This is a genomic window from Asticcacaulis endophyticus, from assembly GCF_014652575.1.
Lineage (GTDB): Bacteria > Pseudomonadota > Alphaproteobacteria > Caulobacterales > Caulobacteraceae > Asticcacaulis > Asticcacaulis endophyticus.
In genome coordinates this window covers 18,396-32,377 of record NZ_BMZB01000009.1, presented here as the reverse complement: position 1 = coordinate 32,377, position 13,982 = coordinate 18,396, and the positions used below count along the sequence as shown (strand labels likewise).

The 13,982-nt window shown below is 56.4% G+C and carries 15 protein-coding genes; 8 read left to right on the top strand and 7 right to left on the bottom strand.

The window, feature by feature from the left end:
• Positions 1–49 precede the first annotated feature (49 nt).
• The 3 genes from IE102_RS17325 (at position 50) to IE102_RS17315 (ending at position 2,943) form a co-directional block, all read left to right on the top strand.
• The gene (locus IE102_RS17325; protein ID WP_189489109.1) at positions 50–1,039 is read left to right on the top strand and encodes a glycoside hydrolase family 43 protein; all 990 of its coding nucleotides are present in this window, start codon (positions 50–52) and stop codon (positions 1,037–1,039) included.
• 252 nt (positions 1,040–1,291) lie between these two features.
• Positions 1,292–1,504, top strand: coding sequence for a hypothetical protein (locus IE102_RS17320; RefSeq protein ID WP_189489107.1), 213 nt, complete (start codon positions 1,292–1,294; stop codon positions 1,502–1,504).
• Positions 1,505–1,554: 50 nt separating this feature from the next.
• Positions 1,555–2,943, top strand: a complete 1,389-nt coding sequence (locus IE102_RS17315) for a hypothetical protein (protein WP_189489105.1) — start codon at positions 1,555–1,557, stop codon at positions 2,941–2,943.
• Here the strand turns inward: IE102_RS17315 and IE102_RS17310 are convergent.
• Positions 2,940–3,830, bottom strand: coding sequence for a dienelactone hydrolase family protein (locus tag IE102_RS17310; protein ID WP_189489103.1), 891 nt, complete (start codon positions 3,828–3,830; stop codon positions 2,940–2,942). The two genes, IE102_RS17315 and IE102_RS17310, sit on opposite strands and share 4 nt — an antisense overlap.
• 175 nt (positions 3,831–4,005) lie before the next feature.
• Between IE102_RS17310 and IE102_RS17305 the strand changes: the two genes are divergently transcribed.
• From IE102_RS17305 to IE102_RS17300, 3 genes are read left to right on the top strand one after another with little or no spacing between them, the layout of a single operon-like run.
• Positions 4,006–5,253 carry an ImmA/IrrE family metallo-endopeptidase gene (locus tag IE102_RS17305; protein WP_189489101.1) on the top strand — a complete coding sequence of 416 codons (1,248 nt, stop codon included), beginning with the start codon at positions 4,006–4,008 and terminating at the stop codon, positions 5,251–5,253.
• The gene (locus tag IE102_RS18125; protein ID WP_373295620.1) at positions 5,250–5,474 is read left to right on the top strand and encodes a DUF4411 family protein; all 225 of its coding nucleotides are present in this window, start codon (positions 5,250–5,252) and stop codon (positions 5,472–5,474) included. Before IE102_RS17305 ends, IE102_RS18125 begins: the two co-directional genes overlap by 4 nt.
• The gene (locus tag IE102_RS17300) at positions 5,369–5,731 is read left to right on the top strand and encodes a DUF4411 family protein (RefSeq protein ID WP_308429946.1); all 363 of its coding nucleotides are present in this window, start codon (positions 5,369–5,371) and stop codon (positions 5,729–5,731) included. Before IE102_RS18125 ends, IE102_RS17300 begins: the two co-directional genes overlap by 106 nt.
• A gap of 28 nt (positions 5,732–5,759) precedes the next feature.
• On the opposite strand, the gene IE102_RS17295 is transcribed toward IE102_RS17300, so the two are convergent.
• From IE102_RS17295 to IE102_RS17280, 4 genes are all read right to left on the bottom strand, one after another.
• Entirely contained in the window at positions 5,760–6,527 is a 768-nt protein-coding gene (locus IE102_RS17295) for a ThuA domain-containing protein (protein ID WP_189489099.1), read from the bottom strand.
• A gap of 76 nt (positions 6,528–6,603) precedes the next feature.
• Positions 6,604–7,950, bottom strand: a complete 1,347-nt coding sequence (locus IE102_RS17290; protein WP_189489097.1) for a hypothetical protein — start codon at positions 7,948–7,950, stop codon at positions 6,604–6,606.
• A gap of 170 nt (positions 7,951–8,120) precedes the next feature.
• On the bottom strand, positions 8,121–8,534 hold the full coding sequence (locus IE102_RS17285; RefSeq protein WP_189489095.1) for a hypothetical protein: 414 nt from the start codon (positions 8,532–8,534) through the stop codon (positions 8,121–8,123).
• 169 nt (positions 8,535–8,703) lie between these two features.
• The gene (locus tag IE102_RS17280) at positions 8,704–9,912 is read right to left on the bottom strand and encodes a glycosyl hydrolase 53 family protein (RefSeq protein WP_229807854.1); all 1,209 of its coding nucleotides are present in this window, start codon (positions 9,910–9,912) and stop codon (positions 8,704–8,706) included.
• A 126-nt stretch (positions 9,913–10,038) separates the two neighbouring features.
• Between IE102_RS17280 and IE102_RS17275 the strand changes: the two genes are divergently transcribed.
• Positions 10,039–10,221: a hypothetical protein gene (locus tag IE102_RS17275; protein ID WP_189489093.1), complete on the top strand. Its 183-nt coding sequence runs from the start codon at positions 10,039–10,041 to the stop codon at positions 10,219–10,221.
• A 77-nt stretch (positions 10,222–10,298) separates the two neighbouring features.
• Here IE102_RS17275 and IE102_RS17270 read toward each other — a convergent pair whose 3' ends face one another.
• Both IE102_RS17270 and IE102_RS17265 read right to left on the bottom strand, forming a co-directional pair.
• Positions 10,299–11,090 (bottom strand): SapC family protein, encoded by a 792-nt coding sequence (locus IE102_RS17270; RefSeq protein WP_189489091.1) that lies wholly within the window; start codon positions 11,088–11,090, stop codon positions 10,299–10,301.
• A gap of 183 nt (positions 11,091–11,273) precedes the next feature.
• On the bottom strand, positions 11,274–13,328 hold the full coding sequence (locus IE102_RS17265; protein WP_189489089.1) for a TonB-dependent receptor: 2,055 nt from the start codon (positions 13,326–13,328) through the stop codon (positions 11,274–11,276).
• A 133-nt stretch (positions 13,329–13,461) separates the two neighbouring features.
• Between IE102_RS17265 and IE102_RS17260 the strand changes: the two genes are divergently transcribed.
• The gene (locus IE102_RS17260) at positions 13,462–13,950 is read left to right on the top strand and encodes a transcriptional repressor (protein ID WP_189489088.1); all 489 of its coding nucleotides are present in this window, start codon (positions 13,462–13,464) and stop codon (positions 13,948–13,950) included.
• Positions 13,951–13,982 lie beyond the last annotated feature (32 nt).

The following is a 13,982-nucleotide window of genomic DNA, read 5'->3' as shown; positions in this document are numbered from 1 at the left end:
ATATCGCGACAAAACAATCTAATAAAAAACAAATCCAGGGATACTAAGAATGCTCAAAACCACGTCACTCATCATGGCGGGCCTTATGCTGGCCATGACCGCCACAGCCGAGCCCCGTACGCCGGGGTCCAACCCGCTGTTTACCGATATGTTCACCGCTGATCCGGCCCCGTTGGTGGTGGGGGATACGGTCTATCTCTACACCGGCCATGACGAAGCGCGCGGCGAAGAAATGTTCACCATGAAGGACTGGCGCGTCTTTTCCTCCAAAGACCTTCTGACCTGGACCGCTCACGGCCCGATCATGAAAGCCACCGATTTCAAGTGGGCGGCCAAAGACGCCTGGGCGGCGCAAACCATTGAGAAAGACGGCAAGTTCTATTTCTATGCGGCGGTCGAACACGACAAAACCCATCCCGGCAAAGCGATCGGCGTGGCGGTCTCCGACAGCCCGACCGGCCCGTTTGTCGATGCCCGCGGCACAGCCCTGATCAACAATCAAATGACCCCGCAGGGCCCGCACACCTGGGACGATATCGACCCGACCGTGTTCATAGATGACGACGGCACGGCCTGGCTAATCTGGGGCAATTTCAACTGCTATTACGCCAAGCTGAAACCCAATATGATCGAGCTGGACGGGCCGATTAAGCAGTTCGACCTGCCCCATTTCGAGGAAGGCCCGTGGATCACTAAGCGCGGCGATATCTATTACCTGACCTATGCCTCACGCGATAAGTCAAAGGATAAGGACGAGACCATATCCTACGCCACCGCCCCGTCGATCACCGGCCCATGGACGTTTCAGGGTGTGCTGACCGGGTCGGCTAAGAACAGCTTTACCATCCATCCGGGCATCATCACCTTCAAAGGTAAGGACTATTTCTTTTACCATGATGCGTCCCTGACTATCGGTGACCAGACCGGCGCCATCGGCAGACGCGCCGTGCGGGCCGAGCATCTGTACTACAACCCCGATGGCACCCTGCAACCGGTCGAGCAAACCGATGCCGGACTGTCCGTCCCGCGCAAACAATAGCCGTGACTATTCTCAGAGTTTAGAAATAATCGCACACACTTTTTTGTGCATATCCATTCCATAGTTTGTGATCACATCCCCATTGTGACTGTGGATAAGTTTAGGTATATGTTAACTAGGTTTAAAGGGATTGGGGCACCCGCAGGTCTCCTCAGCCAAGGTCTCACCGGGGGTTCGAGACTGACGGCATTAAGGAAACCGCCCGCCACAATTCCCTTTGCTTACTGGATAAATCGCCGCAAGGACTGTTGGATGCTCAGCATCGATGACATTTCAGAAACTTATGGAACGCAGTTTGCGGCGTCCCTGACCCTGTGCGCGTCGGTTATCGACGTGTCTGAAAATAACCTGACGGCCAGTGACGACCTTTGGTCGTACCGCGCCGGAACTTTACGGCCCGCCCACCGGAATCTTCCCGGCGGGCGGCGACCCGCAAGGCCCGCAGGCTTAACCGCCGGACGTTGAAGCTTATCCCTTCGGCGTTCGGTCATCAGACCGGAGTCGGAGGAAAGCAAATGGCTGGACATCCCCAGATCCGCACCAGATATATCACGGCCGTAGGCAGCGGCCTCGTCACCACGGCGCACCGCTTTGCGCGTGACGATAATCCGCACATCGTCGCGGTGAACGGCTTTTATCATCTCAAAGACCTTATCTTCACAACAGCCGATATCGCCGCCCTGCGCCACTGGATCGAAGGCGAGGACTGGGCGGCGTTTGAGGCGTCGCACCTTACGCCCTCCCGCCAGCCGGAAGTCAGATTTGCGGGCCTCAAAATGGATGGCCGCAGCCTTGACGAGATCATTACCCTGATGTCGCCCTATAAACTGAGGATGCAGCGACTGAAGGCGCTGGGGTGCAATCTGGGGTACGACCGCGGCCCTGAGCCTGCCCGCAATGACGATCATCCGCCGAACGCCGCGCCAATGGACCCGTTCGGCGACCGGATCGCCCATAACCGCATCTTAGGCTGGGGGCTGGCAACGGCCAAAAACTACCAGGTCTATCTGAGGCGTAAGACGGCGGGGCTGCGGCAGGCCAAGGCCAGAATCCATGGCCTCTGGCTGATCAGCGCGGTTCTCAGCGTCATCGCCGTCGGTCTGGTCAATCTGTGCAGCCACCTGTGGAAGCCCGCCCATCTATGGCTGCCGCTGGTGGCCATGGCGGGGGTTCTGATCTTTATCGGCACCTTTACCGGCCTGATGATTCACACCACCTATAAGGAGGCCCTGCGGCAGCAAACCGAACTTAAAAATACGGCCACTGGCATCATCCGCGAACTGCACCTTAAGATGGACGCGTTTCTTAAGGCCCGCAAAGCTGATATGGAAAAGCTTTATAAGGCCTGCATCGACGAGTGCGAGCACGCCCGCGACGATAGCTGGGCAGAACAGACGCCCGCCCACTGGCCGCTGCGGCGTAAGCGCTGGGCTGAAATGGCTGAATACATCAACCACCGCCGCCGGGTCGAGGATATCTACCTCGATACCGTCAGCGAGTTTATCCCGATTGGCTATGCGGGACTGACCGCAAAGGCGATCTATAAGGCGCACTTCATCCGTTTCTGGCTGAGACGCGATGCCATCGGCCACGGTATTCAGGCGGGCGGTGTTGCGCTGATCCTCAGTGCGACGACCTTATCTACACTGACCGCCACAGATGGCCTGCCCCGCATGCTGCTGCCGTTGATGGTGACGGCCCTGCTCGCCCTCACCTTTATCTACGCGACCTTGAAAACGCGCCATCTGGAGGGCCTGGTGCGGACACCCGAAGGCACCGACATCATGATGAGCAACCTGAGTGTGGTTACACCTGACGATGATCCGAACCCTACCAGCCCGCTACCGGAACATCTACGCCTCGACGCTATCCGTCAGATGCGCGATGACGACCGGAGACGCTAGGCAGTCTTCAGCGTCCGCGCAAACAAAGCCATGGTCCGCTCCCATGCCAGCTTAGCGGCATCGGGCTTAAAGCGCGGGGTGGTGTCGTTGTTGAAGCCATGTTCGGCGTTTTCATAGGTATAGGCCGCGTAGCGCACCCCGGCGGCTTTGAGCGCGGCTTCGTAGTCCGGCCATGAGGCATTGACGCGTGTGTCGTTGCCGCCCATGTGCACCAGCAGTTCGGCCTTGATATTGGGCACATCGCTAAGCGGCGCGGGTGATCCGTAAAACGGCACGGCGGCCTTGAGCGTGGGGATGCGTGTGGCCAAAAGATTGGCAATTGCCCCGCCGTAGCAGAACCCGACCACGCCGACATGGCCGGTACTGCCCGAAAGGTTGCGGGCATAGTCAGCGGCGGCCACAAAGTCGTTGCGGGTTTTGGGCTGATCCAGTTTCTGGAACAGGGCGCGGGCGTCATCTTCATTGCCGGGATAGCCGCCCAGCGTCGTCAGGGCGTCGGGCGCCAGAGCGATATAGCCATCAAGGGCGACCCGGCGCGCAATGTCTTCGATATGCGGATTAAGCCCGCGGTTTTCATGGACGACCACCACGACGGGCAGCTTGGTTTTTACCGCAGCGGGTTTGACCAGATAGGCCTTGATAGTGCCATTGCCATCGGGCGAAGCGATATCGACGCGGGTGGTGATCAGGCGGCTATCATCGGCGGCGGTTTGGGCGCGGGCAAAGTTGGGCGCCAGGGCGGTCAAGGTCGCCACCGCACCGGCAGCCCCTGCGGTATATTTCGCCGCACTTTCTAAAAAACCCCGACGGCTGATAACGCCATGCACATACTGGTCAAAAAGCTGGAGCACTTCGCGCTTGAACGGCGGTGTGGCTTCATCGGTCATTCCGGCCTCTCCTGTGTGTTTGCACGTGAGGTTACGGGGTTTTGACGGGCGTGGCTATGGGCGCTGTAAGAGGAATTAAATTTATGTAGAATGTGCTCATGCCATTTTTATGCGCTAATAGGATGGTAACCATCTCCTTTTACCACTAACTTCACCTTTACAGGTGGCAAATAATATGACTCGAATTGACGGCCTAAATCCTGAAATCTTTGTATGGGCGAGAGAGCAAGCGGGCCTTGAACTGGCTGAGGCTGCTAAGCGCATTGGATTTCAGAGCTCGGTCAAAAACTCCGCCGAAGACAAGCTCATTCAAATTGAGAGTGGCTTTGCAGCCCCAACTCGTGTTCAACTTGAAAAATTCGCTGAAGTATATCGCCGGCCTCTTGTTACATTTTATCTGAAACAACCTCCACAAATTTCGCTTAAAGGTGAAGATTTTCGAGGCCCTATAAGCACGCTTTCATATCGGGAAAATGCAAATCTGAACGCACTACTGCGCGACATACGCGCGCGCCAAGAACTGGTAAAAGACGTCCTTGATTATGAAGAAGAGCAACAAAAAATTAGCCTTGTTGGTTCCTGTAAAATAGAGCAAGGTGTTGATTATTTTGTCTCTAAGATATCAGAATATCTTGGCTTTGATCATCTTGACCGTTCTCTACGAAAAGGTGGCCCCGACCAACTATTTAAATCCCTACGAGCCTCTTGTGAGGTGAAAGGGATATTTGTGGTTCTTGCTGGAGACCTAGGATCACATCACAGTGCAATAAGCGTTAGTGTATTCCGTGGGTTCGTAATTTCTAACGATACAGCCCCATTTATCGTTATAAATGACCAAGATGCAAAAGCGGCTCGACCTTTTAGTCTGCTTCACGAACTCGCTCACCTCTGCATGGGGCAAACGGGTATTAGCGCTGAGACCTCACTAAATAGCCTATCAGGACGCACTGAAATTATAGAGCGTTTTTGTGATGATGTGGCCAGTCGTTTTCTTCTGCCTGAACATGCACTATCCGCCCCCCCGGTTAATGCGCGTAACGACGTTGCCGCTCTAAAAAATATAATCTCCGGCATAGCTGAACTTTGGGCTGTGAGCGAGCCTATGGTTGCTTACAGATATTGGCGTAAATCATGGATAGAAGACGCTACAGCCAAGGAGCTTTTTAAGCTTTATCGTGATCGTTGGGCAAGTAACAGGGCGGAGCAGCGTGAGCGCAATCGTAATACTGAGGGTGGGCCTAGTTTTTACACAATCAAACAAAGTAAACTGGGCAATGCTTTAATCTCACTAATCCAGAGAAATCTATATGATAATCTGATTAGCCCTTCCCGCGCTGCAAAAGTTCTCGGCGTCAATGTGGGCAGTGTTGAACCTCTTATTCGCCACTACGAAAGCAGTCTCTTCGATAGGAGACGCGCTTGATATATTTGCTAGATGCAAACGTGCTTATGACTGCGCATGATAATTACTATCCTCTTGATACCGTACCACAGTTTTGGGATTGGCTTATAGCGACAGGGCGTGAAGGTCATAAAAAATACCACACGAAATATATGGTGAAGTCACCACCAGCACTAATGAATTGGGCGCTTGGGCAAAACAAAAACATGTCCGCGAGGCTCTCGAATTGGTTGAGAGCGTAGACTTAAACGCGTTGCAACAGGTTTTCGACCAAGGCTATGGTACATATCTCACAGATGCTGATTATGAGAAAATGGGTAAAGACCCGTTTTTAATCGCATATGCTCTTTCCAAAGGTTACACTGTAATTACTAAAGAGACGCCTAAACCTTCGGCACAAAAAGGAAATAGGAAAGTGCCGGATGTTTGCAACTCTGTCGGTGTCACTTGGGCGCGAGATTTTCCAATATTTAAGGCGCTTGGTTTTAAAATTACTTAGATAAGCAAGTAAAGATAAGAACCCTTAACTACCCCCGCCCAAGTCCCGTAGCGGTCCAGTAGAGGCCGCCCAGCAGGTGGCTGAGATACTGCGGGTCGCGGTACATTTCGACATTATGACCCAGCGTCGTCACAAACACGCGCGCACCTTCATAGCTGTGATACCAGGCGATCGGGTGGTCCTTACCCATGCCTTTGACGACCTGACCGGGCCAGATTTTGGTCGGATCATAACTGGTCTCATCGACGTTCAGCACCGGCGTAATCTTCACATTATGCGGGTTGGTGGTGGTGTAGAACTCATCGCTCCAGATCCAGCGCTGCGGCAATCCAAAGGTCGCGGGAAAGCTTTTGTCGACCACCGTCACCACGCCGGTTTGCAGCATGGGATGAACGCCAACGGTGCGCCCGACCAGTTTTTCATACCACGGCCAGCTCCCGGCCGGCAGGGCAATGGCGGCGCGGTGGACGATCATCACATGGCCACCGGCGCGCAAATAGGCCTCGAACTTCGCACGATGATCGGCGGATAAATCCTCGGTCGGGGTGTTGAGCAGCATGATGGCCGCATAGGGCTTAAGGTCCTGATCTAACCCGTAAGCATTGTGGCTCCAGACCATCTCAAAGGCATGGAGTTTCGCCATGCGCTCCAGGCTTTCGCGCGCGACCGGGACATATTCGTAGTGGTATTTGCTGGGCATACCGATCACCAGCACCTTAAACTGCGTGTCTGCCCACACAGCTTTTGGCACCATAATCGCCGCCGCCATGCCTGCTAAAATCGCCCTGCGCTGCATCGCTATCCCCTCAAAGGTTTCCTGCTTTTTATTACCGCAGTGTTCCCTTGATTTGATCGTTTGTCACGCGCGATATTTAAATCCCACGCAGGCGCACCAGATGGGCCTCAGCCGTGGCGGCGAGGCTGTGTAGGCCGTGTTCGATAAAAATTTCCTTGGCCGCATCAAGGGCGTAGGCGGCCTGCGCGCGCTCCAGCATAAATCCGGTGATGTCGCCGCGCGTCACATAAAGCTTGCCCAGATTGGTCTGAAGGATCGCCCAGTCGATGGGATCTTCGAGCGGGCGGGTAGCCTGAAGCTGCTCCTTAAACGCCCGTTCGGCGTCATCCAGCGCCTTAAGGTCGCCGGTGGCTTCGGCACGCTGCGCCAGACACGAAGCCCGCAAGCTCATCAGCCGCGCCCGAATCCCTAAGCCCTTTTGCAAAGGTCGCTTGAGCGCCAGATCATAGACGGCCAGCGCCTTGTCAAAAATGTAGTCGGCGCCGGTCAGGGTCGCCAGCACTTCCAAGCCCCGCGACAGGGCCATCTTATGGCACACCCAATCGAGCGGGCTGTGTTCATAGACCATCAATTCGTCTTCGGCACTGAGCAGGGCAATGCCAATCGATACGGCTTCGGCATTGCCTTCGATCTGGCCCTGATGGATGTGGGCTTCGGCCAGACGGGTGACGATGGCGGCAAAGGTGACGGGCTCATAGGCCGGATCAAGGCGGGCGCGCACGGCCTCAAGGTCCTTGATGACCGCACCCAACAAGCTGGAATCCTGACGGTCGATACCGACCGCCATCAAAAGGTCGGCCCGCTCCAGACGCGCCTGTGCGGCCCAGATCTTGTCGCGGTTGGTCTTGGTCAGGCGGACCTGTTTGTCGAACTTTTCCACGGCGCGATCGATGTGGGCCATGGCGTTTAGGGCGGCGTCCAGTTCGCCCACCCCTTCGCGCAGGGCCAGACGCGCCCCCAGCATCCCTTCGACCAGCGACAGGCGCGCATTCAGCACCGGATCGGCCGGGCTGATGCCCGCCACCGCGACGCGCCCTTCGGCCAGCAGGCCTTCGGCGGAGGTCAAAAGCTCTGCGGTTTCAAACAGGTCGGCCCCGGTCAGGCAGGTCAGGGCCTGCTCCAGAACGGCCTGTACAGCCTGGGCGATGGTCTTGGCGTCTTTGCCGGCGGATTCAGCGGCGGCAGCAGCTTTGCGCATCGCCAGAGGATCGCCGGTTCTGCGAGCATATTCGCGCCAGATGACGGCAGATTCGATGTGGGGATCAAAGCGATTCCTGGTCGAGACGCGGCCAGCCTCAATATCAAGGCTGCGGCCCTGAGAGATCAGCAGTTCAAGGTTTAATAACTCGTACAAACTGGAGTCCGATTCAAAACGGCCCTGATTGCCGAAAATACGTCTTAGTTCGCGACCAAATTCAAACATCGATATCCCCGCAGGCCGTCAGGACACGGATTACGTCTCATAAGGGGACGCCGTGCCAAGCCTCACGCTGGGAATTGCAAACCCCGCGCCGCCCGCCGGTTATACGGATGGGTGACCGTGGATTAAGTGTACGTGCTTGGGGGAAAATGTGGAGCGGTTTTTAGGTCTATTTATAATTTCCAGCAGAGACTAAGCCAAGTTTGTCCAGCCTCATACGAAGGAGCTTCTTGTTCGAACTCTTCACTGAAGCGGCCACGTTTCAGAAACACGTCTAAGACTTTTTGCGCGTCGGGTTTGATCCGATCAGGCCAGCCACTGTCTATCAACTCCTGATCTGTAAGATCACCCGGCGTCGAGTCACATGCCTTATTCATGAGTTGGCATAATTCATTCAGACGACACCACTCTTCTTCGGTCATAGCCGAGTTTTGCCAAGGTTCGTCATCGTTCATATGGTCATAGAACGCATTGAAATATTCGGCAGCACCCCATGAGCCTATGCCTAAAGTCAAAGAATGTACTTCTTCAATTATGCGGTTACGATGTCTTTGGTCAATTAATCGCTCGGAGATACTTTCAATCATTTTGCCCCCCTCCGTCACGCCTGCGGCGCGCCACCTCCCCCGGTACACCGGGGGAGTATAAGTTATCATTAATCCCCCAACCACGCTAAAGCCGCGCAGCGTTAGCGCCCTATAATATTGGGGGAGGTGTTTGAAGCCGCAGGTTTCAAACACTGTGGTGGATAGGGCTCTACGCCGCCCCATAATCCTTAGACATCTGGCGATAAATGTCGAGCAGGTTGTTGGCGTCATAGCGGCCGCCGTGGCTGCGCGGACGCTGTGGCACGGTGGCGGGCGCTGACGGCGTTGACCCCGGCGCTTCGGCAGCATTGAGGCCCTGTGAGATCAGGTTCGGGCGCGGGCCTTCGCCAGCGTTATGGCCGCCTTTGTCGAACACGGCCTCCTGATGGCGGGTCGGCTCCCAGATATAGGCGCCCCAGCCATTGGGGTGCGCATGGACGATGTCATTGACATAGCGTTTGCGGCTTGAGTACTCCGCTACGAAAAACCCGTGGTCAGGATAGCGTTTGGCGTACTCTGCAAAGGTGCGTTCCCAGTCGCCTTCGGCCGCTTGCTGGTAGCAGGAAAATCCCGTGGCATCAAAGCGTACGCCGCGCTGAATGAGATTATCCATCCAGTTTTGCACGATCGGCCAGTGGCGGCCCAGATGATTATGGACGGCGGTTTTGGCAGTTGGCGTGGCATCAGCACAGGCCGCCAGACCGGCCTTGAGGAACTGCGCGAACACATCAAACCCGCCTGCGCCTTCGACCTTCATGTGGTTGCTGTCAGTGATGGGATTGCCGGTCGGTATGGTCAGCGGCACCCGCCCAAATGGCCACAGCGTGCCAAAGGTGGTCTCATTGCCGATCAGGATCAGGTCGGGCGTAACCCCGGCGGCGGTCATCGCGGTCAGGCTGTCGTGGGTGTGGCGATAGACGGCGTCGATCAGGCCGGTGGTGTCCAGTTTTGCCCAGGCGGCGGGGATGTTCTGATGCTCAGGATCGGCCCAGGTGTCGCTGTAGTGAAAGGTCAGGGAATAGTGCATTCCGGCGGCCTTAATGCGCTGGGCAAAGGCGATGGTTTGCTCAATCCCGTACCATTTTTTATCCGGGTAACGCTTGGAATAGCCGTTTTCAGGGTTCACAAACAGCCGCAGCTTGATGGCGTTAAACCCGGCAGATTTCAGGATCTCCAGCGGGTCTTTTTGGACGCCGTCTACGAAATATGTGGCCCCTTCGGCTTCGTCCTGCGGTATCCATGACACGTCCGCACCGATCAGGAACGGCCACGGGCGTTTGGTGGCAGCATGGGCGGGTAATGCGCTCATTGTGGCCAGCCCTGCGCCTAAGCCCAAAGCGCGCGTCATCTGGCGGCGGTTGATGCCTGAATTGCCCATGCGGTCCTCCTGAGATCAAATATGATTATTTTTGAGCAATGGTGACGCGTTTGACAACACTTGGCAAGGGGGCGATTTAATGCATCGGGATTTGAATTTTACGGGAATTACTGATACTGCGGCACCATGCAAACAGAATCCCAAACCTACGAAATCAAGTTTTACCCGCGCGGCCCGAAAAATACCGAGTGGAAAATATGGCCTACCGGCGGCGGCGTGGCTGCGGCCACCGGCGTTGCGGGCAGCTTTACCCTGGCCGAGCGTGATGCCAAAAAAGCGCTGGAGCGCCTGACGGGTAAGGGCGTTTAGACGCGCTTATCCCCCCAGACACAAAAAAGCCTCCGAAGTTACCTTCGGAGGCTTTTCTTATAGCATAACCAAACCCGTTAAGAGTTCAGGTTGGCCGGGGTATTACCGCGCTCGATGGTCAGGGCAATCAGCTTGTCCCAAGCCAGCAGCGAGATCAGGTGCGCATAGATGTGCGTCAGGGCGCCGTTGTCGCGCAGGGCCACCAGCTTATCAGCGGGCAGCGCATTGAGCTTTTCTTCATCGACGCCGAAATATTCAGCGATCTTTTGCGGCTCACCCGGTGTGCCATCCGGATTTTGCGGACGGTAAACGGTTTCGCGCGGCGACAGCAGGTCATAGTCCTTCAGCAGGTTGACGAAGGATTCCGTGCGACGGCGCTCAGTTTCAAAGTCCGTGCAGAACTTCATGGCGTTTTCAACGAACGGTGACGCGGCCCCGTTCTCAAAGAACGGTACGTCGGGATTGTTGGTGGTGACCATGGAGGCGCCGGTGTCAACGCACAGGATCATGCGCTCCTGACCTTCGTCATTGGCGAACACGAACGGGTAACGGCGGGCAAACGCCGGCAGATATGCGTCCGAACGGAACACGCCCGCGTCGGACACGAACACGTTCTGGCCTTGGGTCAGGCCCATAGCGGCGACCGGCATGCGGCTTTCGCCGATGAAGACGATCGGATAGCTCAGAGCGGCGGCCGGAAATTCGGCCACGGTCAGCGGCACGACATTGGTTTCGGCTACGAACGCGTGGGGGGTCGTTGAGGCGCTGATGCCGAGGTTGGCATGAAGCTCAGGGCTCAGGGGCTCAGGGGTTTTGTAAAACAGGACGCTTCCGGTCAGTTGGGCATCTGCTAATGGAGTTTGTTCCATAGTGGCTCTTTATCTGGGCTTAAGGTAAAAACAGTAGGAAATCGCTTCTAGCGCATGGCACGGCTGTGGGCAAGCCGGGTAACAGCCAAGTTGAGTGCCGTGGCGCGAAAACCCCAAAAGGCACCTGCCAATCACAGAGGCCCTGTCTTCTCCTCCCCCGTAAACAGGGGAGAAGGAAGATGATTAGAACCGGTAGCTCAACCCTGCGCGCAGATTACGGCCCGGCTGAACCAGGATATCCTTATTGAACGACGCATGTTCGCGCGCCTCTTCGTCAAGGACATTGCGCACTTCGGCAAACACAGACACGCCCTCAAAGCGCGCCACCTTATAGGCGGCAAACAGATTAACCAGCGTATAGGCATCGGTCGGCAGTTCCTGTGCCGTCAGACGATCCTGCTCACCGGCGTAGCGGGCCTCAACGTGGGCCGTCCAACGCGGATCGGTGTAAGAGACCTTGCCCGTCACGCTATAGGGCGGGATGCGCGCCACCGGCCCCAGATCGCTGTCGCCATGCACATAATCATAGGTCGCATCAAAGCGGACGGTCTTATCGCCGTGCGCCCACAGATTGATGCCACCTTCCAGCTCAAGACCGTAAAAATCGGCATCGGTCTGCACATACTGATAAACCGGCAGTTCGTCCTGTTCGGCACCCGTCGGGCGCAGGTCGATGAAGTTATCGAACTTTGAGGTATAGACATGGGCATCAAAGGTGAAGTCGGAATGTTCATCCATCAACCAATGACCGGTCAGTTCAAGGCTATACCCCACTTCGGTATCGAAATCAGCATTGCCGATTTCATAAGAGCCTGTACCCGCATGAGGGCCATTGGCCAGCAGTTCGACATCGGACGGCGCGCGTTCCGACCGCGTCAGGCTGGCGCCAAAGAAGCTGTGATCGGAGGGTTTATAGAACGCGCCCAGTGACGCCGAGGTGTTGGTGAAATCACGATTAAAGCCCGCGGAGCTGATCTTTTTCTGATCGAGACGTAAGCCCCCTTCGACGCCCCAGTTGCCCTTATCGAGGCGGCCCTGAGAGAACACGCCCAGTTCTTTGGTGGTGCTGGACGGGACAAAGGCCTCAGCGCCAATGGCTTCAAAATCGCGGGTCAGGCCGTTGATGCCGATGACGCCGGACACTTCGCCCATGCCCTGCCGGACCAGATTGGCGCGGAACTCCTTACCGTCCGACAGGAAGCGGGTGCCGATCTCATCGCCTTCCAGTTCGGTATGCTCATAGTCGGTATATCCCGCCGCAAATTGCAGGCTGTTGAACGGGCCGGAGTCGATATTCAGGTGTGAGCGGAAATCATAGCGGGTTTGTTTCAGGTCGATGCGAACGGGGCCTTCTTCCTCGTGTTCGTCTTCCGGTTCGCCCTCTTCGTGTTCATGGCTGTGGCCGGGGACGCCGTACAAAGAATTGGTCTGTTTGGCGCTGAAACCGATAAAGCCGAAATCGCCGACATAGCTCAGACCCGCGCCGTAAGATTCCAGATCGGTAGCCGAGTTGACTTGCGTGTCACCGGTATCGGGTTCTTCACCCTCAGAGTCGGTCAGACGGCGCGATTCCGGCCCGACCGGGGTTTTATAGTCCTCAGTCTTGCGCTTAAGGCCATCCAGCGTCAGCACCCACGGCCCGTTACCGGCCTTGAGGTTGAACGCGCCCTGATAGCCCTCATCCACTGACGACGCCTGCGCCGTGACACGGCCATCCAAGCCATCCTTGGCCGGTGCCCCGGCAATACGGTCATCGATGATGTTGACGATGCCGCCGATGGCATTGCCGCCATAGGTCAGGGCCGACGGCCCACGCAGAACCTCGATGCGCTGCGCTTCCAGAGGATCGGTCGCCGAGGCATGGTCCGGCGACACGGCTGAGGCATCGACCTGCCCCATGCCGTTATTGAGCACCAGCACGCGAAAGCCATCCAGCCCGCGAATGATCGGCCGCGACGCCCCTGGCGCAAAACCGGAGGAGCGCACGCCCGGCAGATCAGACAGCATGTCGCCTAAGCCCCGCGCGGGCATTTCATCGATCTGCGCCTGTTTCAGCACATCGACATTGGACATGAGGGCGTCTTTGGAGACCGCATAGGCCGAGCCCGTCACGACAACTTCTTTAATAGGCTCATCGGCACTTTGTGCCTGAACCTGTGATTGGGCTTGGGCCATGCCCGATAGGGCAATAAGTGAAATACCTGCGCCTAAAGCGATTTTGAAAGACGATCCGGTCATGATAATGCCCCGTTACTAAATAACATTAACGTCCGTGTTATTTAATAACATAACCACTGTCAAGCCGTACCGTCAAGATTCATGCTGCATCTGCACAATTGCGCGACTCCCTTAGAATGACTACATTACGATTATGACTCAGCACGCCTGCGACCACGACCATAGCCACGACACCACCACCATCAATGTCGATGCCCGCCTGAAAGCCGCCGAAGCCTTGTGCGTGGCCTCCGGTGAGCGCCTGACCGCACCGCGCCTGCGCACCTATGAGCTGATCCTGGGCAATAACGGGCCGATGAAGGCCTATGATGTCATCGACCGCTTTCACCCGGAAGGTGCCGCCAAGCCGCCGACCGTATACCGCGCCTTAAGCTTCCTTGAGCAGATGGGCCTTATACACCGGATCGAGAGCCTCAATGCCTTTGTGGCCTGCGCCACACCCGCCAATGTCGATCACCACCACACGCACACGGCGGCCTTTCTGTTGTGCGATTGCTGCGGCCAGAGCGAGGAGATCGCGACCTTAAGCCTGGCCGATATTGAACATCAGGCCCAGCATCTGGGCTTTGAGGTCAAACACATCACGGTCGAGGCCAAGGGCCGTTGCAAGACCTGCCGTTAGGCGTAAGTTTCCCTGTGGCGTAAAGTTTCGCT

What these genes read in the sequence shown, in the direction of transcription:
- IE102_RS17270 (WP_189489091.1), bottom strand. Translation starts at nt 11,090, where the DNA reads ATGGAACAAACTCCATTAGCAGATGCCCAACTGACCGGAAGCGTCCTG.
- IE102_RS17285 (WP_189489095.1), bottom strand. Translation starts at nt 8,534, where the DNA reads ATGATTGAAAGTATCTCCGAGCGATTAATTGACCAAAGACATCGTAAC.
- IE102_RS17260 (WP_189489088.1), top strand. Translation starts at nt 13,462, where the DNA reads ATGACTCAGCACGCCTGCGACCACGACCATAGCCACGACACCACCACC.
- IE102_RS17310 (WP_189489103.1), bottom strand. Translation starts at nt 3,830, where the DNA reads ATGACCGATGAAGCCACACCGCCGTTCAAGCGCGAAGTGCTCCAGCTT.
- IE102_RS17295 (WP_189489099.1), bottom strand. Translation starts at nt 6,527, where the DNA reads ATGCAGCGCAGGGCGATTTTAGCAGGCATGGCGGCGGCGATTATGGTG.
- IE102_RS17305 (WP_189489101.1), top strand. Translation starts at nt 4,006, where the DNA reads ATGACTCGAATTGACGGCCTAAATCCTGAAATCTTTGTATGGGCGAGA.
- IE102_RS17320 (WP_189489107.1), top strand. Translation starts at nt 1,292, where the DNA reads ATGCTCAGCATCGATGACATTTCAGAAACTTATGGAACGCAGTTTGCG.
- IE102_RS17265 (WP_189489089.1), bottom strand. Translation starts at nt 13,328, where the DNA reads ATGACCGGATCGTCTTTCAAAATCGCTTTAGGCGCAGGTATTTCACTT.
- IE102_RS17315 (WP_189489105.1), top strand. Translation starts at nt 1,555, where the DNA reads ATGGCTGGACATCCCCAGATCCGCACCAGATATATCACGGCCGTAGGC.
- IE102_RS17280 (WP_229807854.1), bottom strand. Translation starts at nt 9,912, where the DNA reads ATGGGCAATTCAGGCATCAACCGCCGCCAGATGACGCGCGCTTTGGGC.
- IE102_RS17290 (WP_189489097.1), bottom strand. Translation starts at nt 7,950, where the DNA reads ATGTTTGAATTTGGTCGCGAACTAAGACGTATTTTCGGCAATCAGGGC.
- IE102_RS17325 (WP_189489109.1), top strand. Translation starts at nt 50, where the DNA reads ATGCTCAAAACCACGTCACTCATCATGGCGGGCCTTATGCTGGCCATG.
- IE102_RS17275 (WP_189489093.1), top strand. Translation starts at nt 10,039, where the DNA reads ATGCAAACAGAATCCCAAACCTACGAAATCAAGTTTTACCCGCGCGGC.